Origin of the sequence: Pseudoalteromonas sp. PS1M3 (assembly GCF_016865405.1) — a bacterium.
GTDB lineage: Bacteria > Pseudomonadota > Gammaproteobacteria > Enterobacterales > Alteromonadaceae > Pseudoalteromonas > Pseudoalteromonas marina.
The window spans coordinates 1,955,358-1,977,307 of record NZ_AP022624.1 but is presented as its reverse complement, the minus strand read 5'-3'; the positions used below and the strand labels follow the sequence as shown (position 1 = coordinate 1,977,307).

The 21,950-nt window shown below is 39.4% G+C and carries 19 protein-coding genes and 3 tRNA genes; 9 read left to right on the top strand and 13 right to left on the bottom strand.

The features are described from left to right. Position 1: 1 nt before the first annotated feature. From nirD to PS1M3_RS09085, 3 genes are all read right to left on the bottom strand, one after another. Positions 2-355 (bottom strand): nitrite reductase small subunit NirD, encoded by a 354-nt coding sequence (gene nirD / locus PS1M3_RS09095; RefSeq protein WP_008131280.1) that lies wholly within the window; start codon positions 353-355, stop codon positions 2-4. Further along, entirely contained in the window at positions 342-2,915 is a 2,574-nt protein-coding gene (gene nirB / locus PS1M3_RS09090; RefSeq protein WP_008131281.1) for a nitrite reductase large subunit NirB, read from the bottom strand. The genes nirD and nirB overlap by 14 nt, the downstream gene beginning before the upstream one ends. Positions 2,916-3,325: 410 nt before the next feature. Beyond that, on the bottom strand, positions 3,326-3,562 hold the full coding sequence (locus PS1M3_RS09085) for a hypothetical protein (protein WP_008131282.1): 237 nt from the start codon (positions 3,560-3,562) through the stop codon (positions 3,326-3,328). Between the two features lie 257 nt (positions 3,563-3,819). Here PS1M3_RS09085 and PS1M3_RS09080 point away from each other — a divergent pair, with 257 nt between their 5' ends. From PS1M3_RS09080 to PS1M3_RS09065, 4 genes are read left to right on the top strand one after another with little or no spacing between them, the layout of a single operon-like run. Next, entirely contained in the window at positions 3,820-6,015 is a 2,196-nt protein-coding gene (locus PS1M3_RS09080) for an LruC domain-containing protein (RefSeq protein WP_203983671.1), read from the top strand. After that, complete coding sequence (locus tag PS1M3_RS09075) at positions 6,015-6,470, top strand: hypothetical protein (protein WP_008131284.1); 456 nt, start codon at positions 6,015-6,017, stop codon at positions 6,468-6,470. Before PS1M3_RS09080 ends, PS1M3_RS09075 begins: the two co-directional genes overlap by 1 nt. 31 nt (positions 6,471-6,501) lie before the next feature. Beyond that, entirely contained in the window at positions 6,502-7,449 is a 948-nt protein-coding gene (locus PS1M3_RS09070; RefSeq protein ID WP_203983669.1) for an endonuclease/exonuclease/phosphatase family protein, read from the top strand. 31 nt (positions 7,450-7,480) lie between these two features. Continuing rightward, positions 7,481-8,305, top strand: a complete 825-nt coding sequence (locus tag PS1M3_RS09065; RefSeq protein ID WP_239104444.1) for a glycoside hydrolase family 9 protein — start codon at positions 7,481-7,483, stop codon at positions 8,303-8,305. 287 nt (positions 8,306-8,592) lie between these two features. On the opposite strand, the gene PS1M3_RS09060 is transcribed toward PS1M3_RS09065, so the two are convergent. The 5 genes from PS1M3_RS09060 to PS1M3_RS09040 all read right to left on the bottom strand — a co-directional run bounded on the left by PS1M3_RS09060 (position 8,593) and on the right by PS1M3_RS09040 (position 11,797). Beyond that, positions 8,593-8,669, bottom strand: a tRNA-Val gene (locus tag PS1M3_RS09060). 229 nt (positions 8,670-8,898) lie between these two features. Next, positions 8,899-8,975 (bottom strand) — tRNA-Val (locus PS1M3_RS09055). A gap of 237 nt (positions 8,976-9,212) precedes the next feature. Beyond that, positions 9,213-9,289, bottom strand: a tRNA-Val gene (locus tag PS1M3_RS09050). 113 nt (positions 9,290-9,402) lie between these two features. Further along, the gene (locus tag PS1M3_RS09045) at positions 9,403-10,464 is read right to left on the bottom strand and encodes a DUF3080 family protein (protein WP_203983667.1); all 1,062 of its coding nucleotides are present in this window, start codon (positions 10,462-10,464) and stop codon (positions 9,403-9,405) included. Then, positions 10,436-11,797, bottom strand: a complete 1,362-nt coding sequence (locus tag PS1M3_RS09040) for an MATE family efflux transporter (protein WP_203983666.1) — start codon at positions 11,795-11,797, stop codon at positions 10,436-10,438. The genes PS1M3_RS09045 and PS1M3_RS09040 overlap by 29 nt, the downstream gene beginning before the upstream one ends. Before the next feature lie 128 nt (positions 11,798-11,925). Here PS1M3_RS09040 and PS1M3_RS09035 point away from each other — a divergent pair, with 128 nt between their 5' ends. After that, complete coding sequence (locus PS1M3_RS09035; protein ID WP_203983664.1) at positions 11,926-12,552, top strand: riboflavin synthase subunit alpha; 627 nt, start codon at positions 11,926-11,928, stop codon at positions 12,550-12,552. Here PS1M3_RS09035 and PS1M3_RS09030 read toward each other — a convergent pair. Beyond that, positions 12,549-12,752 (bottom strand): CPXCG motif-containing cysteine-rich protein, encoded by a 204-nt coding sequence (locus tag PS1M3_RS09030; RefSeq protein ID WP_203983663.1) that lies wholly within the window; start codon positions 12,750-12,752, stop codon positions 12,549-12,551. The genes PS1M3_RS09035 and PS1M3_RS09030 overlap by 4 nt on opposite strands. 137 nt (positions 12,753-12,889) lie before the next feature. Next, positions 12,890-13,750, bottom strand: a complete 861-nt coding sequence (locus tag PS1M3_RS09025) for a fructosamine kinase family protein (protein ID WP_203983661.1) — start codon at positions 13,748-13,750, stop codon at positions 12,890-12,892. Between the two features lie 124 nt (positions 13,751-13,874). On the opposite strand from PS1M3_RS09025, the gene PS1M3_RS09020 reads away from it, so the two are divergent. Continuing rightward, on the top strand, positions 13,875-14,567 hold the full coding sequence (locus tag PS1M3_RS09020; protein ID WP_008128428.1) for a hypothetical protein: 693 nt from the start codon (positions 13,875-13,877) through the stop codon (positions 14,565-14,567). A gap of 68 nt (positions 14,568-14,635) precedes the next feature. On the opposite strand, the gene PS1M3_RS09015 is transcribed toward PS1M3_RS09020, so the two are convergent. Further along, positions 14,636-14,998, bottom strand: coding sequence for a DUF3718 domain-containing protein (locus PS1M3_RS09015; RefSeq protein WP_203983659.1), 363 nt, complete (start codon positions 14,996-14,998; stop codon positions 14,636-14,638). A gap of 252 nt (positions 14,999-15,250) precedes the next feature. Between PS1M3_RS09015 and PS1M3_RS09010 the strand changes: the two genes are divergently transcribed. The 3 genes from PS1M3_RS09010 to PS1M3_RS09000 all read left to right on the top strand — a co-directional run bounded on the left by PS1M3_RS09010 (position 15,251) and on the right by PS1M3_RS09000 (position 18,773). Next, complete coding sequence (locus PS1M3_RS09010) at positions 15,251-16,036, top strand: hypothetical protein (RefSeq protein ID WP_008128423.1); 786 nt, start codon at positions 15,251-15,253, stop codon at positions 16,034-16,036. A 100-nt stretch (positions 16,037-16,136) separates the two neighbouring features. Continuing rightward, positions 16,137-17,519, top strand: a complete 1,383-nt coding sequence (locus PS1M3_RS09005) for an amidohydrolase (protein ID WP_203983657.1) — start codon at positions 16,137-16,139, stop codon at positions 17,517-17,519. A 12-nt stretch (positions 17,520-17,531) separates the two neighbouring features. Further along, positions 17,532-18,773 (top strand): amidohydrolase family protein, encoded by a 1,242-nt coding sequence (locus tag PS1M3_RS09000; protein ID WP_138740829.1) that lies wholly within the window; start codon positions 17,532-17,534, stop codon positions 18,771-18,773. A 145-nt stretch (positions 18,774-18,918) separates the two neighbouring features. Here PS1M3_RS09000 and PS1M3_RS08995 read toward each other — a convergent pair whose 3' ends face one another. Continuing rightward, a complete protein-coding gene (locus tag PS1M3_RS08995; protein WP_010556375.1) occupies positions 18,919-21,141 on the bottom strand; it encodes an NADP-dependent isocitrate dehydrogenase in 2,223 nt (740 codons plus the stop codon). 512 nt (positions 21,142-21,653) lie between these two features. Continuing rightward, positions 21,654-21,872, bottom strand: a complete 219-nt coding sequence (gene cspD / locus PS1M3_RS08990; RefSeq protein WP_006792879.1) for a cold shock domain-containing protein CspD — start codon at positions 21,870-21,872, stop codon at positions 21,654-21,656. Between the last annotated feature and the right edge of the window lie 78 nt (positions 21,873-21,950).

Below are 21,950 nucleotides of genomic sequence, written 5' to 3'. Positions count from 1 at the left end.
TCTAAGCTACAGCTGCTATTGCTTTAGGCTCAGCGTTTATAAATACGTTGCCGTCTTCAATTTTAATATCAAACACGGGGACTTGAATTGACTCATCTTCAAGACATTGGCCTGTTTCTAAACAAAAATGCTGTTTATATAAAGGTGAAGCCACAACAAATTTATTACTGAAAGAGCCTATAATTCCGCGCGATAACACATTCGCTTTACCGATAGGATCATAGTTACCGACTGCGAATAAAGGGCATTCATTTTGTGGTAGGTAAAAAATAGCCACTTGTTGGTTTTTAACTAGTGCGCATACGCCGCTGTTAGCAACAAGGCAATCGGTTGCTCCAATATTATGCCAAGACATCAGCTTGCTCCTCTTGTATTTCTGTTACTGCAATTCGGTTTTGAGTTATCTGTTGTTCGCGTTTTTCAGCGTCTGTGGCTGGGCGAATTTGATTACGTTCTTGCACAAACAAAATGTTGTCATCGGTTTGTGGGCTATTAACAAATTGGCGAAAGCGTTTTGTTGCTTCTGGATTGTCTACTGTTTTTTTCCACTCACATGCGTATGTATTCGCTACCAAATCCATTTGTTCTTCAAGCTCTTGGCAAATACCTAAACTGTCGTCAATCACTACACTTTTGAGATAATCAAGGCCGCCCTCTAAGTTCTCCATCCATACTGAAGTACGCTGTAACTTGTCGGCGGTTTTTATGTAAAACATCAATACACGGTCAATGTATTTTATAAGCGTGGTTGTATCTAAGTCGGTAGCAAATAAGTCTGCATGGCGAGGGCGCATGCCACCGTTACCACACACGTATAAGTTCCATCCATTTTCAGTTGCTATGATACCAATGTCTTTACTTTGTGCTTCAGCACATTCGCGGGTACAGCCTGACACTGCCATTTTTATTTTATGAGGAGAGCGCAATCCTTTATAACGGTTTTCGATATCGATGGCATGACCTACACTGTCTTGTACGCCATAACGACACCATGTACTTCCTACGCAAGACTTAACCGTTCTCAGAGATTTACCATAAGCGTGACCTGTCTCAAAGCCAGCATCAATCAGTCTTTCCCAAATAACAGGCAGCTCTTCTAAACGTGCACCAAATAAATCGATGCGTTGTCCGCCAGTCACTTTACAATAAAGATTAAAGTCTTTAGCTACTTGACCGATGACAATGAGTTTGTCGGGTGTAATTTCACCACCAGCAATACGCGGTACAACAGAGTAAGAGCCGTCTTTTTGCATATTGGCAAGGAAGGTGTCGTTTGTATCTTGAAGACCTACATGTGTTGGCTCTAGGATAAAATCGTTCCATGTTGAGGCTAAAATAGAGGCCACTGCGGGTTTACATATTTCACAGCCATGGCCGCTGCCATGTTTAGCTATTAAATCATCAAAAGTTTTGATGCTTTCTACTTTAACCACATGGAGTAATTCTTGACGCGAATACGCGAAGTGCTCACAGAGGTGATTATTTACTTCAACGCCTCGACTTGCCAGTTCGTCGTCAACTACCGATTTAAGTAACGCTGCACAACCACCGCAACCGCTGGCAGCTTTGGTGCATGATTTAACTGAGGCTAAATCGCATGAGCCACCATCAATAGCTCCAACAATGTCGCCTTTACTCACGTTATGACACGAACAAATAGTGGCTGTATCGGGTAGGGCGCTGCCCGCAAGAGAAGGGGCGCCGGCGCTATCTGGTAAAATTAAACATTCAGGGTGCTCTGGTAAGTCCATGTCGTTTAACATGTATTGAAGTAGCGTATCGTAATCACTGGTATCGCCAACAAGGACAGCGCCTAAAAGCTTATCGCCAGTTTCATTTAATATAATTTTTTTGTAGCAATCTCTAATTGGATCTTGATAAATGAGCTCTTTGCAGTTGGGCGTTTTTGCATGCGCATCACCAATAGATCCTACTTCTACACCTAATAGTTTTAATTTAGTGCTCATATCTGCACCTAAAAACTCAAGCTCGCCGCCACTTAGCTGGCTTGCTGCAACGCGAGCCATGTTGTAACCCGGCGCCACTAAGCCAAATAACTTTTTGTCCCATAGGGCACATTCGCCAATAGCCAAAATATCAGGGTCTGATGTTTGGCACTGGTTATTGATAACTATACCGCCACGCTCCCCAAGCTCTAGATCAGCCACTTTACCTAGCTGATCATAAGGACGAATACCGGCAGAGAATAGAATTAAGTCGGTTTCTAAATAAGTGTCGTCTGAAAAGTTTAATCTAAAGCGGCTAGTTTCACCTTTAACTATTTCGCTGGTCGCTTTTGATGTATGAACAGTCACACCCAGTTTTTCTATTTTATTTTTTAATAGCGTGCCGCCTTGCTCGTCTAGCTGGACAGCCATAAGCTGCGGCGCAAATTCAACAACATGTGTATCAAGTCCTAATTGTTTAATGGCGTTCGCGGCTTCAAGTCCTAATAAACCACCACCAATAACTACACCACTTTTACTGGCTGCGGCACTGGCTTTTATTTGCTCTAAATCCTCTAGGGTGCGATAAACTAAACAATGTGGTTGATCGTTTCCCTTAATTGGCGGGACAAACGGGAACGAGCCCGTAGCAAGTACAAGCTTATCGTACGGGTATTGATCGCCTGTTTGAGTATTAACAACTTTGTTTACTCTATCTATGCCTTCAACCCATTGGTTAGTGAATACATTAATATTGAGTTGTTGATAATTTTCTAAAGTTGTTAGCGCTAAATCGTTTGCTGTTTTACCATCAAATACGCTTGATAAATAAACACGGTCGTAAGCTAAATTTGCTTCACCACACAAAACGGTGATGTTTGCGTTAGCATCGCTTTGGCGCATTTTTTCTACAAAATGATGTCCGACCATACCATTGCCAATTATTAGTATTTTTTGCGCGGTTTGCATTAGGCATTCCTTCAGTGACGGTTTAAATTTTACACACAAAAAAGCCCGTCACAATTGTAATTAAATACAATTGTGTACGGGCCTCTTTGCCTCTGGTTGCTTTTTCAACCAATATGTATGCCGTTAATTAACGTGCTTAGTGTTCAATAAAGCAATAACCTAGCCATAACTTTAAGCTGTTGATTAATAGTTATATTAATGTGCTTTTAGGATTTAGAGATTTAAAAACGAACACTTTAGGTGCAAGGTTAGTACTAATTAGTGCAGTAAAAAATATATTTAATGTTTTGAAAATGAGTGAGAGTTATCCCCATTGTTTTGTTAAATTGTGGGAGCTACTCATATGGGTGTGTTGCGTGCAACATCCATTTAACCAGTGATAAGCGCTAACGTGTTTTTTAGCTATGTAGTTAACTATTAATGAAAGCGAGCAGGGTAATCATAGTTATATAGAAGCCAACGCCTAGCGCAATAACCGGCACTACTTTATTGGATTTCCTTTGTTTAAAACTAGCATAATCTTTAAATTCCATTTTATAGCTTCCAAACGTTGTCACTTTTAACAGCATACAACCTGTTGCATAAAACAAGAAACCGAAGGCTGTTTCAATTAAAAGCCATAAAAATATATCTGTAACAATGCTCATTTTTCCCCCTTAATCAAAAGCTCAGCTAATTAGCGTAAACCAATAATAGTAAAGCATAGTTATTGGTAAAAAATAATACTTAAATTGTAAGTAAACATGCGAGTGTATTCTCTCACATTTTGCAAAATGCAAACTTGTCAATTGCAAACTGCATTAGGATTATACTGAATTTATTTTATTTATAATAAATTCATAAAGTTAAGTTTTGGAATAGACCCTGCAACAGTTTAATTACTTAACTTTTTAAGGGCTAAATTATGAAACTAAATAAACTTGCAACAGCATGCTTAGTTATATTTCCATGCGCTGTGCTCAGTCAACCATTCGAGTCCTGCCCTAGCCAGGCATTTTTAATGCAAGATGCTAACGCGCAACTATACGGAATAGATTTAGTTTCAGCTAAACCTACCGTTTTAGCATCGCAGCTAACGTTCGCTAACGAATTAAATACTAACAGCGTTAATGCAGTCGGTTTTAATTATAAAGATCAATACATGTACGGTTACAGTAAGCAAACGCCTGGTAGCGTAGTGCAGCTTGGCAGCAACTACGAAATGAAGCGGCTAAACGTACAAGGTTTACCTGCCACTAATTTTTATGTAGGTGATATACAAGTTGTAGGTGAGGGCAATGACCAACGAGCTACCTATTATGTTTATCATCCTAACTTTGGCCTATATGGTATTAATTTAGATGGTGACTTAGATGCATCTATTACGGCAAGTTTGTTAACCAATACAAATACTTGGAAATTGTCTATTTATGACTTTGCCTTTCACCCAACTAGTAACCTTTTATACGCGGTTGAGCCAAATGGCAATTTATACGAAATAGATATTGCAGCAAATACCCATACGTTAATTACTCAAGTTGATGTAGGCGATGATACTGGCGCATTTGGCGCGGCTTATTTTGATGTGAAGGGCCAGTTTTATTTTAGTAACAATAAAAGCGGTAAAATCCATAAAGTTGATTTAAGTGTTAGCCCAGTCGTTGGCTACACCCCGGTGGCAAATGTGTTTACATCGGGGCCTAAATCAAGTCAAAACGACGGTGCGCGCTGTGCCATTGCCGAAGTAAAAGTAACTGATAGCTCAATTGATTTTGGTGACGCGCCAGCGCCTTACAACACAAGCCTTGAGCAAAGTGGCGCAAGGCATTTATTTGACCCGAATAGTACCGGCTCAGATTTAATTTATTTGGGAAGCTCGGTGGATGGTGAAAACATTAATACCAATTCCGATTTACTATTGTCTCCTATTGACGATTCAGACGATGGCGTAAGTTTTGTAACGGCGATTTCGGCAGGGCAAGACTCGCAAATTATTGTTAACGCGTCTACTTCTGGCTTTTTATATGCGTGGTTTGATTGGGACCAAAATGGCCGTTTTACTGAAGACGAAAGAATGGTAACTAAACGTGCCATAAATGAGGGCGATAACAGCATTTTAATAACGGTGCCAAGTAACACCAAAGCGGGCCAAACATGGGCTCGATTCAGAGTCACCGATGGCACAGAGGCGTCGCTGATCACGGCAACAGGGGGTGTACTGGGCGGCGAAGTAGAAGATTACGAAATTACCACTTATGCAAGCGCTGTTTACCCTGGCGAAAATGATTGGGTAACCCTTGCTTACGAGGATAGATGGCCGTTTGCAGGTGATTACGACTTTAATGATCTAGTGCTCAATTACAGAACCACACAGCTTATGGAAGGGAGTAATGTGGTTGGCTATAAAATTGATGGTCAACTAATTGGTATTGGAGCCACATACCATAATGGCTTTGCTGTGAGATTAAAAGAAACTGTCAATAATACCACTCACACTATTTTACGAGACGAAGTCGATGAAGATGCAATTAGCTTTATTATTGACGGGCAACCGCAAACAGCGAGTCCTTTGGAGGCAGGTAGAAACGAAGCTATCCTCATTTTCATGCAAGATACCTGGGCCCACGTTTCAAAAGAGTCGGGCTGTAGTTACTTTAGAACAGAAGATAATTGCGATGAAAACGTTAAAGTTACCTTTAGCATGAGTATTCCTTTAAAAGAACCAAAAGCGAAAAGTGCATCTCCCGGTACGCTGCTTGATCCGTTTATTTTTGCAACTGATGGCTTTTACCACGGCGATTTTTTAGTCGGTAAAAACGCCCGAGGCTGGGAAGTACACATTAAAAACCAAGCACCAACTGAAGCGTTTGATACATCACTCTACAGCGTTACAAACGCAGATGATGCCAGCGTACAAAGCAATGGCTTGTATTTTCTTAACGAAAACGGTTTACCGTGGGCAATGGAGGTCGGTATGCAATGGCTGCATCCCCTTGAAGGGGTAGACATAACCGACGCTTACGGAAGTTTTGCAGAGTTTGCTCAATCATCGGGTAAACAAAAGCCAACGTGGTTTAACGATTACAGTATTAGTAATGTTGTTGTAAGAGGGGAACAATAATGAAAAATACACTATTAATTTTATCACTATCAATAGGGTTAACAGCATGTGGCGGCGGTGGTTCAGAAGAGACAAAAGCACCAGCAGTCGCGACGGTATCTTCTACCTCTACACCAGCAAATAATCCAACTGGGATTAACGCAATTACTGTTGATAACGAATTTAATTTATCTACTAAATATTCACTTGATGTTGATGTTGACCTGGGGATGGGCGATGTAAGAGCTTACTTAAATGTGTGCCAAACAAAGATGGCATCTCAACGAGCAGATTATAACAACTGTATTTACAGAGGGCCTCTTAGTAATACCGCTCTCGATACGCAATTAGTGTTAAGCAATCAAGATATTGAACTGATTGCTGAAATTTGGTTTTACGATGAGTCGACCGAGCCGCTTTTATTCACTTGGCAGTACGAACCTGCTCAAGCACAACAACAGTTTGTTATCCGATAATAATTATTAAAATGGTTAGGTTTAAAAAGTAATGTCAAATATCCCAGAAAGTAATAATCCGCACTATTTAGTTTTGCGGATTATTTTTATATGTGCAGCAGCCGTATTTATCTTACTCGCGTTTAATCCCTTCACTAGCTTTTATGCCGATGTGTTTTCATCTTTACGAATACAGATGTTAATTGCGGCGTTGATGTGTGGGTGCGCACTTATGTTGTTAAAACTGTACAAATTAGCTGCAGTGGTGATCCTACTTTGCGCGCTGGGGCTAGGCCCTATTTTGGTGTCTTTTCCCGTAACATCGCCTGTTAATTCAGAGGCTTTATCAATCAAGCAAATTAATGTTAATTATAGTAATAAATACCTTTCAACACATTTACTAAGTTTGCGTGATGAAAGTTGGGATGTGCTTATTTTACAAGAGTTTAGTGATAAAAATCGCCACCTGTTAACTCAATTTATAACCACTACCGACATGTTTGGCTATGAGGAGGTTGAGGGAATACCCTATGGTATGGTTGTTTTATCGCGAATACCTATGGTTTATAAGCAACAAGTTAAATTAGATGGCGACAAGCTAGGGTATTTAAAACTTAAGTTTATGGTGGGTAATACGCTTTTGACCACTTTTATTGCGCACCCGCCTTCACCACGCTCTAAACGTCATTGGCAAAATAGAAATACGCTATTAGCGGCCTTAAAGCTTTCAACACAAAATGAAAAGGGCGCATGGCTCGTCGCCGGGGATTTAAATGTAGTACCTTGGTCTTCATATTTTGAGTGGCAGCAAGCTCAAACCTGCTTTGGGCAACATCGATACTCAAGCTTTATGCCTTTTAAAAAAGGGCACTCTATTTTGACTGGCTTACCTATAGATCACTGTGTAATGAGCGAACACGTTTTATTACAAAGCCTAGTGGTCACGGACTTTAAAGGCAGTGATCACAAAATGTTAAGCTATAAAATAAGTCTAAAATAAAAGGCGCTCAAATTTTGCAGCTACGCTTTCCATGGCTAGCCGGGTAATTGAACCTTACTACCCCAATAAGAGTAAGCAATATTCAAATGCAGCCATAAAAGCATGGCGTTGGGCGCTTTTAAACCAAACACAATATTATGAGCAACCAAGTGATATTAAAAGTGGTGAATATGGAGATCATTATTTAAAGGATGAATTTGCTTGGGCCGCTGCAGAGTTATTTATAACCACTAAAAATAAAAACTTTTACACTATTTATAAAGAGATAAATATTGATTACGTGGCTCCAGCGTGGCGAAATGTATCGTACCTTTCTTTGAGTAGTTTGCTGTTTAAAGCAAAGGACTTATTGTCTAAACAAGAATACGAAGCCCTTAAAATAAAGCAAAATGACTTAGCTGACATATATTTAAACCAACATAAAAGCAGTCCATACAATGTTGCTATGCAAAAATCAGACTTTGTATGGGGGAGTAACTCAGCCGCGTTAAATAAAGCGATGGTTTTGCTACAAGCCGCTCAGATAAATAAAAATAACGATTATAAAAATGCAGCTCATGGACTTGTCGATTATGTATTAGGGCGAAACCCTACGGGGTACTCTTTTGTTACTGGGTTTGGCACTAAAACACCTTTGTATCCACATCATCGAATTTCACACAGTGATAATGTTGTTGCACCTGTACCAGGAATGCTTGTAGGTGGCCCTCATTCAGGACAACAAGATAATTGTAACTACTTATTCAATGAGCCAGCAAAATCATACGTTGACGATTGGTGTAGCTTTTCAACTAACGAGGTTGCGATTAATTGGAATGCGCCACTTGTGTATGTACTTGGTGCGCTCTCTGACTAGCAACTTTATAAGTTTTAATTTGCACAACTCAGTTGATTCTATTTATTGACCCAAGGAAAGCGCTATAAAAGTAGGGAGAAGGTTTTCTTGAGTTTATATTTTTTGAATTGGTACGACTGCGTGGATTTGAGTTACAGACCCTTGGGCCGGGTTATTAAGAGTGGGTAGTGCTTTTTTTTGAGTTTATATTTATTGGATTGGTACGACTGAGTGGATTTGAGTTACTGACCCTTGGACCGGGTTATTAAGAGTGGGTAGTGCTTTTTTTGAGTTTATATTTTTTGAATTGGTACGACTGAGTGGATTCGAACCACCGACCCCTACCATGTCAAGGTAGTGCTCTAACCAACTGAGCTACAGTCGTACAATTTGAGGTTCTTAAATATAACTTATTCAATAAATCAGAATAAATTTGGTACGACTGAGTGAATTTGAGTTACTGACCCTTGGACCGGGTGGTCAAGAGTAGGTAGTGCTTTTTCTTGAGTTTATATTTATTGAATTGGTACGACTGAGTGGATTTGAGTTACTGACCCTTGGACCGGGTTATTAAGAGTGGGTAGTGCTTTTTTTTGAGTTTATATTTTTTGAATTGGTACGACTGAGTGGATTCGAACCACCGACCCCTACCATGTCAAGGTAGTGCTCTAACCAACTGAGCTACAGTCGTACAATTTGAGGTTCTTAAATATAACTTATTCAATAAATCAGAATAAATTTGGTACGACTGAGTGAATTTGAGTTACTGACCCTTGGACCGGGTGGTCAAGAGTAGGTAGTGCTCTTTCCTTCAATTATACATTTCATTAATATTGGTACGACTGAGTGGATTTGAGTCACTGACCCTTGGACCGGGTGGTCAAGAGTAGGTAGTGCTCTTTCCTTCAATTATACATCTGATTAATATTGGTACGACTGAGTGGATTCGAACCACCGACCCCTACCATGTCAAGGTAGTGCTCTAACCAACTGAGCTACAGTCGTATTACTATATTTAAGTAAGTGTTAATTGCTTAACAACGGCCGCTAATATATAGCGTGGCGGTTGGTGAATCAAGCACGTTTCGTGTTTTTAGGTTTATTTGCCGTTTTTTTATTCATATTGGGCTGATTTCACACGTTTTATAAAACTCTTGCCACCAAATAACATGCTGTTTAGCTGAGCTTTTCAATTGATTTAATAAATTGGTATTTGAGTTTGCTTTAATCAGCTGATTAATTTCATTAGTTGTTACACGTTCTTGGTACCACAGTTGATTTAATAAAGGCTGAAGCACTTCAAGAAAACCAATGAGTTGTGCTTGGTAAGGCTGAATTTGTGAAAGATAGAACTTTTGAAATATATTATTCATTATTTTAGCTTTATCTTTGTTTTTACCCACTGGGCATAGGGTGCTTAAATTGATGTTATGCACCAACCCCGTGGCGATTTTATTTAGCCTTATTTGTTGCCTGACAGATTTAATTAATGATTGAATAAACCTATATTTATTAAGCGTTTCGAGTGCTTGGTATATTGCATCTGTGTTTATTTCGTCAAATTGAGCCTGAGCTAATTGCGCTTTAATAGCAGTAAGTTTACGCATAGCCTCAATTGTGTCGCTAAAGCCTGCGGGTTCTTTACTTAATTCTGAAGCGGTTAGTGACCACGTGCGGTTGAGCTCTGGTTCCTCAATAAGGGCTGCATTAAAGTAATGTAGTAAATCAGCTTGTTTTTGATTTTTTGCTTCATGTATTTTTTTATACGTTACTGAGGATTCATCGAGGGAGGCTAAGCAGCTGTTGGCGTGTTGAATAAAGTCTATTTGATATTTCAAACGCCCTGCAGCGGTTGCTGTTTTACCCAGTTGGTTGTTGTGCTCACTTATTACCACATTTAAATTGCAGCTGCTGATCCCGGCAAGCTCAACTATACCCAGTGTTATTTTAGTGTTGTTGAGTTCGGTTAACGGCTTTAATTTGAGTGAGTTAAGCGCTGGGAGGTCTTCTGATTTGTTGTCGGTTATATTTTCAAGGCGTTTTATATAGGTGTTGTTTGTATTACTGGGGGCCTCTGTGCAAGCGGTTAGCATAGTAGCGGGTAGTATTAGTAACATGCATACTAATACTAACTGCTTTATGTTATTTAAATTAAGCTTGTTGGCTAATAAATGGTTCATGTTTAAAGCGCTTACTAACGGTTATCATTAACAAAATGGCTGCAACAGTGAGCCCGACAATTATACCAATCCAAAATCCGTGCGGCCCCATAGCCGGCACAATTATATCTGTTCTTGCCAATACGTAGCCTAAGCTAAAGCCGATTAACCAATACGAAATAAACGTGATGTAAGAAATAGGGGCTGTGTGTTTTAATCCTCTTAAAATGCCATTTGCTGCAACTTGCAGGGCATCGGGTAGTTGATAAATACAGGCTAAAATCATAATTGAGGTCGCAAGGGCAATAACCGCAGGGCTGTCTGTGTATAGCTGGCTTATCACATCACGACCTATAAATGTTATAAACGCTAAGAACAGTGCGATTAATATAGCCAGTAGATAACTTGTCGATACGGCTATTTTTAACTGTTCAAACTTGTTCTGACCATACAAGTTACCAATTCGAATGCTAATGGCAATAGAGAGGCTTAGCGGCATCATAAACAGTAACGCGGTAACACTTGCTGCAATTTGATGCCCTGATACAGCAACCGCTCCTAAATGGGCAATAAAGAGTGGAATACATGCAAAAAGTGTTACTTCAAAAAAGGTAGCCAAAGAGATAGGAATACCTAATTTTGTAATAGTGGCGATAGTCGTTATATTTGGTTTTTCAAACGGTGTGAGCAGCCCTTTGGCATCTATCTTTTTACTCATTTGGCAATAAGTGACCTGTGCTAATGCCATCACTGTTAAAACAATAGCTGTTGCTATACCACAGCCAGCTCCGCCATAGGCGGGAAGGCCAAATAAACCATTTATGAAAATGTAGTTAGCAGGAATATTAACGGCTAATCCGAGTAAGCTAATATAAAAGGCCGGTTTTGTCATGCCCATGCCTTCGGTCATGTTTCGGTAGGTTGTAAAAAATAAAAATCCAAACACCCCCCATTTAACAAATTGAATATAGTCGAAAGCGAGGCTCGCAATAGCCGGGCTTGTATCTAGCTGTAATATAATAATGTTGGCCAAGTAGGCAATACTAAAGCCTGTAATGCACAGTAAAACGGTTAAATATAAAGCTTGTTGAAAATAGTGGCTTATGCCTTTTTTGTCATTCGCGCCGGCAAATTGTGCAATTATGCCAGTTAGTGCTAACAAAATACCTTGCAACGCTAAAAGTAGTGGGTTCCAAATACCAGTAGCAATAGAAAGCGCAGCTAGGTCGGTAGGGCTGACCTGACCTGCCATTATAGTGTCGACCACCGACATTAATATAAGGGTAACTTGTGCTAAAAAAACAGGCAGCGCGAGAGAAAGTAAACGCTTAGCTTCCCAATTACAAAAGGTCATAAAAACAGCTATTTAATGAGTAAGGCTGTAATTGTAATCTATTGTCTTTGAAATAAAAATCTAAGGAGTGAATGATTTTATAATTCGATACGTTAAACTATCACTTTGTCATAACTTAACGAGATTTTATGTTTACAGGTATAGTACAAACTCAAGCTACTGTGGTGTCTAAAAACCATAATGAGGGTGTGTTACGTTTAGTGGTGTCGGTGAGCGATGACTACGTAAAACACCTAGATTTAGGAGCCAGTATTGCGATTAATGGGTGTTGTTTAACAGTAGTAAAAGTTGAGCTAAGTAACCAAGATGTAGTCGCGCAAGTTCACTTTGACGTGATTGACGAAACACTTCAATTAACTAATCTAGGGCTTCTTGATCTGGGCAGTTTAGTAAATTACGAGCGCTCTGTTACTTTTGGCACAGAACTGGGTGGGCATATTGTATCGGGACACATTCACTGTGCGGCTAAAATAAATCAAATAATTAATACTCAAAGTAACTGCAAAATTCAGGTAAGCTTACCGGTAAAGTGGCAAAAGTATGTATTGTACAAAGGCTTTGTCGCCATTAATGGTGCTAGTTTAACAGTAGGCGAGATTGACGAGCAGGGTTTTTGGTTGCATTTGATCCCAGAAACTTTAGCAATTACAAACTTAGGTAAAGCGCAAGTAGGCGATGAGCTAAATATAGAGGTCGATCAGCAAACTTACACTATTGTTAACACCGTAGAAAACTACCTGCGTCATCAAAATTAAAAAACTTGTTCGTCGTCACTGTCTACGTGTAGCTCTAATTTATTGTGTGCATGGTCTATGTGCATATTTAAATGGATTGGGTTGCAACAGGCAGTGCAGTCTTCAATATAGTCCTGATCGCCCATGCTGGCATCTAAATCCAAATGAATGTGGTGTCCGCAAAACGGGCAGCTAATACGTTGTGATAAAAAGTCTTTCATAATCACTCCAAATACAAATAACTTAAGCAGAGCTTGGAATGTTTTTTATTCTAACCACGGCTTAATGACGTAAAACTGAACTCCTTAGAACCCTTTAAATATAGTCTGTTTAGCGTGTTATGACAGTTTATTTACACTTATTGCATAAGCTTATCTATATGTTGTTTAGCTTCAGTAAGATAGTGCCCAGCAAAAATATTTGCATGATTTAAAATAGGGTATAGTTGGTAAATATGTTTACGTTTTTGATAGCTTTGTAGAAGAGGATATTGCTTATTATAGGCAACATAAAATTCATCGGGTAGTGGCGCAAATAGCTCGCTCATTGCTATATCCACTTCCCGATCACCATAATAACAAGCGGGATTGAATACGGTCGGTACTTCTTTTAAAAAGCCCAAGTTGCCTCGCCAAAAATCACCATGTAACAAAGATGGGCTCACAACATGACTATGTAATTGTGCTTTAACTTCATTAATTATGTGCTCGGGATTGGCAAATTTAATGCCTTTTTCGGCTAATAGTTGTAATTGCCACCCTATGCGTTCTTCACCAAAGAATACATCCCACTTTTTGTGCCAACGATTTGGTTGAACGGTGGTAGCTAAGTGATTATCTATATCAAAGCCAAACATTGCCTGGTCATGCTTTTGGTGCATTTGCGCTAGTTGAGTGCCCATTTTTTGCCATTGGCAATAGGGCTGCTCATCAAGATCTAACCACGTAAGTACGATAAATGAAAATTCAATGTTAGCACCTGATGTAATGCAGCTTGGAACACTAAAATAACTATTATTAGCAAGCATCTGTAAGCCCCTAGATTCACTTTCTAATCGCTCAAGCTCGCTTTTGAGCGCAATTTTAACAAAGTAGCTTTGTGTGCCATTACCTATATGAAAATATTTATCGGTTGTTGTGCCTTGCAGTTGCCGCTTTTGTGTGTGTTTAAAGTCAGTATTTGTAGCTTGGCTAATGTGCTCGTTAATTGCTTTCCACATAATAGTTGCTCGTATTTTATACAGACACTTAAACTATGGCAAAAAGGGATTAATTTAACAAACTAAACGTTGTAAAATTAGTGAATGTGTCGCACAAAGTGACGCTAACTGTAATGGAGTAAAAATGAACAAAAGTTTTATAACCAATTTACTAGCAAGTATTTGTGTAGCTGCAGGATTGATGTTTGATCAGCCAGTAGTTTTGTCGGTGGGGTTATTTGCACTTTCTGGGGCAGTGACCAATTTATTGGCTATTCATATGCTATTTGAAAAGGTGCCGTTTTTATATGGGTCTGGTGTTATTGCGCTTAAGTTTGAGAGCTTTAAAGTTGCTATACGAAACCTAATACTCACTGAGTTTTTCTCCGAGCAAAAAATTAATAATTTACTCAACAAGGCGCAGCCTAATATCGACTTTGAACCGATCATTAGTAATGTTGATTTAAATCCAGCTTTCGATAATTTACTCGAGGTTATAGAGCAATCGCAATTTGGTAGCATGCTGGGTATGTTTGGAGGCACTGCTGCAATAGAGCCAATGCGCGAAAAATTTATTGATAAAATGCAACTTTCGTTAGCACAAATTTCTCAAACAGAGAACTTTAAAGCGTTAGTAACGCAAACGCTTTCACAAGGAAATAGTGCTCAAGGGTTGCACAGCACAGTACTTAAACTTGTTGATGAACGCCTTGATGAATTAACCCCTAAAATGGTGAAAGAAATAATTCAAACAATGATACGCGAGCACTTAGGTTGGTTAGTTGTTTGGGGCGGAGTATTTGGCGGTTTATTTGGTTTAATTGCGGGTGTTCTTTAAGCAATAAAGTTAATAATAAAACTAAGCAGGTTATAGTTATGCCTGCTTAGCTATAACGTTTAAGCATGTTATTGCGGAGACGAAATAACAATGATTTCAGTTGACGACACCTTTGCTAAATCTTTAATTGAAGTGCGAGTACTGCTTTCAATATTTAAGTAATTAGCACTTTTATCTAAATTATAACGCGCTACAAAATCACCCATAGGTAAGTTATTACACGTTAGTTTATTGCTAATAATGCTTTTTTTAACGTTCAATGACTGCTGTGTTTTGCGTAGTAAATATGCTTTATTAGACGCAACAGCCATACAAATTTGTGTGCTTGGCGTTGAGTCGGCTGCTACAAATTGTTTTGCTGATACAGGTGCTGCTAATGCTGCACTACCAATTACAAGTGTTGTACATAATGCTGTTTTAAATGTATTCATTTTACTTTTCCTCGTTGTTTGCGGTTGCAAGCTAATTATTAAACTAATTAATTAAAAAAGCTGTTAACCAAACGCAACAAGCTGTAAGCAAGTATGTTTAATGTACACACTTACTTATAGGCTCATGAAAAAGCATATTTTTAAGTGTGTTTTTTGACACACTTTCATAAAAATAATTTATTGATACTGACATATTTTTTTAGGCTGGTATTATCGCCCAATAAATTGATGTGTAGATTTTTAGGATAAACAGTGAGTAAAGCGTTAGCCAGTTATTATCAACAAGCCTATGCCTGCGAACAACAACATTTTAATCAGTGTTTTTATTGTGGCTGCGAAGCAACTGAACGCGATCATTGTCCGCCTCTTCATATGCTGCAAAGTATTATTGATTTAGGCGAGGATGCCGACTTCATTTCAATTCCTGCTTGTTATGAATGTTATGCGCTATTACATAACGAACGATTAATGACGATTGACGAGCGCTTTACCAAAATTAAAAAAAAGCTGTCTAATAAATATGCCAAAGCACTGCGTGTCTATAATATGTGGGAAGAAAACGAATTAAGTGACATGAGTGATGAGTTTGCTCACAGTATTCAGGCCGGTATGAAATTAGGAAAAGAAGCCGCGGAGCGATTGGCATTTACAGGTTTTAGTTACGCCACCGAAGAGGCACGTGTCACAGTACGCGAAAAAACAAAAGAGTTTGATGTAGAAGGTAACGTTTTTACCGATTTTAAAGACGCACTGAATTACTGCATTACCTCTTTAAATGTGCAAAAAAGTGACTTTTATAAAATTTTAGTTGAAGACTACAACGGCGATTTTAACAAAGCCCTTAGTCAGTACCGTCATCGCCACGACAAGGTAACAGCGGCTAAAGATGGTAATACTCTTATTAAAGATTTTTCTAAATTACATAAGCAAAATTCAGATTTTGTAACTCGCACGGTCAAACATTTTATCAGCAAAGATCCGTCCCTCACCACAGAGGGCGCACTAGAAAAGCTATATAACAATTATATAAAAAAATAATCACGTAAATTCATCTTAATTTACCGCGTTTTCACCTGTTTTTTTAGCTTTATGCCCAAGCTTTCGCTAAAGTATTAAAAAAACAGGAGAACCCAACAACATGAATAAATTTGCTCCCTCTTTATTAGCAGTTGGCTTAGCCGCTGCACTTGTAGGTTGCCAAGAAAATGGCCCGCAAGATGATAAAATAACTATTAACAAAAACCCATACCCAAGTACTTACACGCCAATCTCTAAAACAAGCACACTCATCACAAACGCGACTGTTCTTACAGGTACCGGCGAACGCTTAGATGACGCTGATGTACTATTGGTCGATGGTAAAGTACAGCAAGTAGGTAAAGACTTAACTGTAAAAGCAGACACAACTATTGATGCACAAGGTAAATGGGTAACACCAGGTATTATTGATGTTCATTCACATTTGGGTGCCTATCCAAATCCATCGGTAGAATCACATCAAGATGGTAATGAAATGACCAGCCCAAATACGGCCGAAGTTTGGGTAGAGCACTCTGTTTGGCCGCAAGATCCAGGGTTTAACCGTGCGCGCGAAGGCGGTATTACCTCGTTACAAATCTTGCCAGGCTCTGCTAATTTATTTGGCGGGCGTGGTGTTACGCTTAAAAACGTGCCAGCACACACAATGCAAGGAATGAAATTTCCTGATGCACCGTATGGCCTTAAAATGGCGTGTGGTGAAAACCCAAAACGCGTATATGGTCGTAAAGGTGTATTACCTTCAACACGTATGGGTAATATGGCTGGTTACCGCACTGCGTGGATTGGCGCGCAAGAATATAAGCGAGCATGGGATAAGTACGATGCAGAATACGCAGAAGGTAAAAATCCTGAAGCCCCGAATCGAGATATAAAGTACGATACATTACGCGGCGTTCTTGAAGGCGAAGTAATGATCCACAATCATTGTTACAAAGCCGAAGAAATGGCGATGATGATTGACCTTTCTAAAGAATTTAATTACCACGCGGGTACGTTCCATCACGGTATTGAAGCATACAAAATTGCAGATTTGTTAGCTGATAATGGCTCGTGTGCTGCATTGTGGCCAGACTGGTGGGGCTTTAAAATGGAAGCCTATGACATGGTTCAAGAAAACGTTGCCATTGTTGATGCGGTTAAGAACTCGTGTGCCGTTGTTCACTCAGATTCAGACACAACCATTCAACGCTTAAATCAAGAAGCGGCTAAAGTAATGTATCGTGCTAATGAAAATGGCTTTGATATTTCAGAAGAGCATGCAATTAAGTGGATCACCACTAACGCAGCAAAATCATTAGGTATTGACGATAAAACAGGCTCGTTAGAGGCAGGTAAACAAGGCGATGTGGTTATTTGGAACCAAAGCCCGTTTAGCGTTTACGCAAAAGCTGAGCAAGTTTTTGTTGATGGTGCAAAAGTTTACGATAGAAACGATAGCACTTATCAGGCAACCAGTGATTTTATGTTAGGTCAAAAATAAGGAGCACCCAGAATGAAAAATTTATCACGTTCGTTTTCGCTATCTCTGGTTGCTGCCGGATTACTAGCCTCTGGTGCTGTAGACGCACAGTCATTGGCTATTATTAATGCAACTATCCATACATCAACAGAGCAAGGCGTATTAAAAGGCGCAAGCATTGTTATGGATAACGGGAAAATTACAGCTATTAACCCGGCAGAAGTAAGTGCTGATGAAATTATTGATGCCAATGGTAAAATTGTTACCCCTGGTTTTATTGCAAGCAATAACCAACTTGGTTTAGTTGAAGTGGGTGCGGTTGCAGGCTCTCGCGATGCGGGTGACGACAAAGCGGGTATAGATTTTGATGTTAGCCTTGCATATAACGCACATTCAAGCTTAATACCCTATGCACGTAAAGGCGGCGTTACACGAGATGTAATTACCCCTTATGGCGGCGATAGTATTTTTGCAGGTTTGGCTAGTGTGGTTGATTTAAGCGGCAGCCTTGAAAGTGACGTTCAAAAACAAGCAGCGTTAGTTGTGCATTTAGGTGAGCGAAGAAAAGGCTCGCGCGCTTTTACACTGCAAACATTAATTAATAAGCTAGATGCCCATCAAACTAAATTGAGCAAAAAAGATAAAAAAGACGACGATAAACCAAGTACTGAAGACAAAGTAATGGCTAAAGTACTTTCTGGCGACATGCCATTGGTTATAAGCGTATCGCGTGCTGCTGATATTATTGAGCTTATTAAAGTGAAAGAGCAATTTGGTGTTAACTTAGTACTAAGTGGAGCACAGGATGCTGTTGTTGTTAAAGAGCATATTGCTAAAGCTAATATCCCAGTAATTATTAGCGCTATGGACAACTTACCAGGAAGCTTCGATTCTTTACACGCTAATTTAAATAATGCAGGTTTACTTGAAAAAGCCGGTGTTAAAGTACTTTTAACGGTTGGTGGAGATGCAAGTCACAATATTTATCAGCTTCGCTATGACGCAGGTAACGCTGTATCTTATGGCATGAGCCAACAAGGTGCACTGAAAGCTGTTACATCAAATGTTGCTGACGTATTCGGTATTAATGCGGGCAGTATTGAGGTGGGTAAAGCCGCTGATGTAGTGATGTGGACTAATGATCCGTTTGAAATAAGCAGTAACGTAAGTCGTATGTTTATTAATGGCACTGAGGTGTCTACACAGTCTCGCCAAGATAAATTACGTGACCGTTATACTACTGATTCAAACATGCCAAGAGCTTACACTAAGTAAATAGTAAGCGTTATATCAACCCGACAATTGGGATTTCATTAAGCGAGTTGATATTAACTTTAAAAGGTCGCATTAAGCGGCCTTTTTTAATAGGCATAAAAAAACCGCTTACTTTAAAAGTAAGCGGTTTTATTTTTACTATTTATTACACTAATTTAGCAAGGATATCGTTAAATGTAGTGCTTGGACGCATTGCTTCAAAAGCGGCTGCGTCATTAGGCTGGAAGTAACCACCTAATTCAACAGCAGGGCCTTGAGCATCGTTTAATTCGTTTACGATCGCGTCTTTATTTGCCTCTAGATCGCTCGCAATTTGAGTGAACTGTGCTTTAAGTTCGCTATCGTCATTTTGCTTAGCAAGTTCTTGAGCCCAAAATAAAGATAAGAAGAAATGAGAACCACGGTTATCAATTTCTTTAACTTTACGTGAAGGCGATTTGTTTTCAGCAAGGAAAGTACCCGTTGCTTTATCAAGCGTATCTGCAAGTACTTGAGCCTTGTTGTTACCAGTAGTTACACTTAAATGCTCTAGTGATGCTGCAAGTGCTAAAAACTCACCTAAAGAATCCCAACGTAAGTGGTTTTCTTTTTCAAACTGCTGAACGTGCTTAGGTGCAGAACCACCTGCGCCAGTTTCAAATAAGCCACCACCGTTCATAAGTGGGACAATTGAAAGCATTTTAGCACTTGTACCCAGCTCTAAAATTGGGAACAAATCTGTTAGGTAATCACGTAGTACGTTACCTGTTACAGAAATAGTGTCTTTACCTTCTTTAATGCGACCTAAAGAGAATAAAGTGGCTTCAAGTGGAGCTAAAATTTGAATATCTAGGCCAGCTGTGTCGTGATCTGGTAGGTATTTATTTACTTTTTTGATTAGCTGAGCATCGTGTGCACGATTTTCGTCTAACCAAAAAATAGCAGGAACGCCAGTAGCACGTGCACGGTTAACAGCAAGTTTAACCCAATCTTGGATTGGTGCATCTTTAACCTGACACATACGCCAGATATCGCCTTGCTCAACACTGTGCTCAAGTAGTGTATTACCCGCGGTATCAACTACACGAATAGTACCCGCTGCTTTTGCTTCGAACGTCTTGTCGTGTGAACCGTATTCTTCTGCTTTTTGAGCCATAAGGCCAACGTTTGGAACGCTACCCATTGTCGTTGGATCAAACGCACCGTGTTCTTTACAAAAATCAATAGTTGCTTGATAAACGCCAGAGTAACAACGATCAGGAATTACAAAACTTGTGTCTTGTAATTTACCGTCATTGTTCCACATTTGACCGCTTGAACGAATTGCAGCAGGCATAGATGCATCGATGATCACATCACTTGGCACGTGTAAGTTTGTGATACCACGGTCAGAATCAACCATAGCAATAGCAGGGCGGTCAGCATATACAGCTTGAATATCGGCTTCAATTTCAGCGCGTTTAGCATCGTCTAATGTTTGAATTTTAGAGTAAACATCACCTAAACCGTTATTAACATCAACACCTAGCTCTTCAAAAAGCTCACCGTGTTTTGCAAATACGTCTTTATAGAATACTTTAACAGCGTGACCAAATATGATTGGGTCAGACACTTTCATCATTGTCGCTTTCATGTGAAGCGAGAATAAAACGCCTTTTTCTTTAGCAGCATCAATTTCAGCAGCTAAAAAAGCCTGTAGCTTAGCAGCACTTATGCGAGAAGCATCAATTACTTCACCAGCTAGTAGTGGTGTGCTTTGTTTAAGAACAGTTGTATCACCGTTTGTAGCAACATGCTCGATGCGTACGTCAGTTGCTTCTTCGATAGTTGTTGATTGCTCTGAACCAAAGAAATCGCCTTCGCTCATGCTTGCAACGTAAGAGGCAGAGTCTTTGCTCCACGCGCCCATTGAATGTGGGTTATTGCGTGCGTACTCTTTTACAGAGCCAGGTGCACGGCGGTCAGAGTTACCTTCACGTAATACAGGGTTTACCGCACTACCTTTAACTTTGTCGTATGCAGCTTGAATTGCTTTTTCTTCGTCGTTTTTAGGCTCAACAGGGTAATCTGGAAGGGCATAGCCTTTTGCTTGAAGCTCTTTTATCACAGCGCGTAACTGTGGAACTGAAGCACTAATGTTTGGAAGTTTGATGATATTAGCTTCAGGTGTTTTTGCAAGCTCACCTAGTTCAGCAAGTGCATCACCAATACGTTGTTCTTCTGTTAAATAATCAGGGAAGCTAGCAATTACACGACCTGCTAATGAGATATCGCGAGTTTCAACTTCAACACCTGCTGCATTTGTATATGCTTGGATGATCGGTAGCAACGAGTAAGTTGCTAGTGCCGGAGCTTCGTCCGTTTTTGTATAGATAATTTTTGATGTCATCATCATTCCTAGATAGTCGGCCATTTGGCCTTATTCAACAATGCAAAGAAATCATTAAAGCTGAAAGAGTACATACCATAGTGTTTTAATACATACGTTCAGATAATGAATAGTTTGTTAGGTGTTGGTACTCGTGTAGCTTTACAGTTAAAGCAGAATAGTCACACCTGACGAACTGTGGTCATATTTATAGCTAAAAATATAATAAAAATAAATTAGCCTTTAGACTAGTATATTTTATGTGCTCAGCAAGTTGAGCTAATTGCTATGTTTTGCCTAATTTTTAGCATCAAGAGTGTAACAAGCTTGAATACAAAGGGCTAGAGTTTGAGCCTGCTCACAAGCAGTTAAACGGTCAACTCTTAGAATATTGGGGTATATGAAATAAAATCAAGGATGAGGGTTGAAAATAAAGAAAAAGAAACAATTTATATTGGTGTTGGTAAATAGAAGTGTGAGGAATTAAGCGAGGAGCCTAATAGGTCGCTCGCTTTAGTCGAATAAAACAACCGTCACTCTAAAATGTCGCCGTCTAAGGCAATATTTTTAGCGTGCAAGCCCTTAGGGCCTTGTTCTAATTCGAATGTTACATCTTGTCCAGCTTTAAGCGTTTTATAACCGTCCATTACAATTGTAGAGTAATGGGCGAAAATATCATTCTCGCAGCCGTCTTCAACGATGAAACCAAAACCTTTAGCATTGTTAAACCATTTAACTTTACCACAAGCCATACTTCTACATCCTTCAATAAGTTGACTAATTTAGTTATTCTAAACCATATTATTTGCTAGACTGATTAAGGATTAATC

Coding starts and splice junctions, on each gene's coding strand:
- nirD (WP_008131280.1), bottom strand. CDS start 355: ATGTCTTGGCATAATATTGGAGCAACCGATTGCCTTGTTGCTAACAGC.
- nirB (WP_008131281.1), bottom strand. CDS start 2,915: ATGCAAACCGCGCAAAAAATACTAATAATTGGCAATGGTATGGTCGGA.
- PS1M3_RS09085 (WP_008131282.1), bottom strand. CDS start 3,562: ATGAGCATTGTTACAGATATATTTTTATGGCTTTTAATTGAAACAGCC.
- PS1M3_RS09080 (WP_203983671.1), top strand. CDS start 3,820: ATGAAACTAAATAAACTTGCAACAGCATGCTTAGTTATATTTCCATGC.
- PS1M3_RS09075 (WP_008131284.1), top strand. CDS start 6,015: ATGAAAAATACACTATTAATTTTATCACTATCAATAGGGTTAACAGCA.
- PS1M3_RS09070 (WP_203983669.1), top strand. CDS start 6,502: ATGTCAAATATCCCAGAAAGTAATAATCCGCACTATTTAGTTTTGCGG.
- PS1M3_RS09065 (WP_239104444.1), top strand. CDS start 7,481: ATGGCTAGCCGGGTAATTGAACCTTACTACCCCAATAAGAGTAAGCAA.
- PS1M3_RS09045 (WP_203983667.1), bottom strand. CDS start 10,464: ATGAACCATTTATTAGCCAACAAGCTTAATTTAAATAACATAAAGCAG.
- PS1M3_RS09040 (WP_203983666.1), bottom strand. CDS start 11,797: ATGACCTTTTGTAATTGGGAAGCTAAGCGTTTACTTTCTCTCGCGCTG.
- PS1M3_RS09035 (WP_203983664.1), top strand. CDS start 11,926: ATGTTTACAGGTATAGTACAAACTCAAGCTACTGTGGTGTCTAAAAAC.
- PS1M3_RS09030 (WP_203983663.1), bottom strand. CDS start 12,752: ATGAAAGACTTTTTATCACAACGTATTAGCTGCCCGTTTTGCGGACAC.
- PS1M3_RS09025 (WP_203983661.1), bottom strand. CDS start 13,750: ATGTGGAAAGCAATTAACGAGCACATTAGCCAAGCTACAAATACTGAC.
- PS1M3_RS09020 (WP_008128428.1), top strand. CDS start 13,875: ATGAACAAAAGTTTTATAACCAATTTACTAGCAAGTATTTGTGTAGCT.
- PS1M3_RS09015 (WP_203983659.1), bottom strand. CDS start 14,998: ATGAATACATTTAAAACAGCATTATGTACAACACTTGTAATTGGTAGT.
- PS1M3_RS09005 (WP_203983657.1), top strand. CDS start 16,137: ATGAATAAATTTGCTCCCTCTTTATTAGCAGTTGGCTTAGCCGCTGCA.
- PS1M3_RS09000 (WP_138740829.1), top strand. CDS start 17,532: ATGAAAAATTTATCACGTTCGTTTTCGCTATCTCTGGTTGCTGCCGGA.
- PS1M3_RS08995 (WP_010556375.1), bottom strand. CDS start 21,141: ATGACATCAAAAATTATCTATACAAAAACGGACGAAGCTCCGGCACTA.
- cspD (WP_006792879.1), bottom strand. CDS start 21,872: ATGGCTTGTGGTAAAGTTAAATGGTTTAACAATGCTAAAGGTTTTGGT.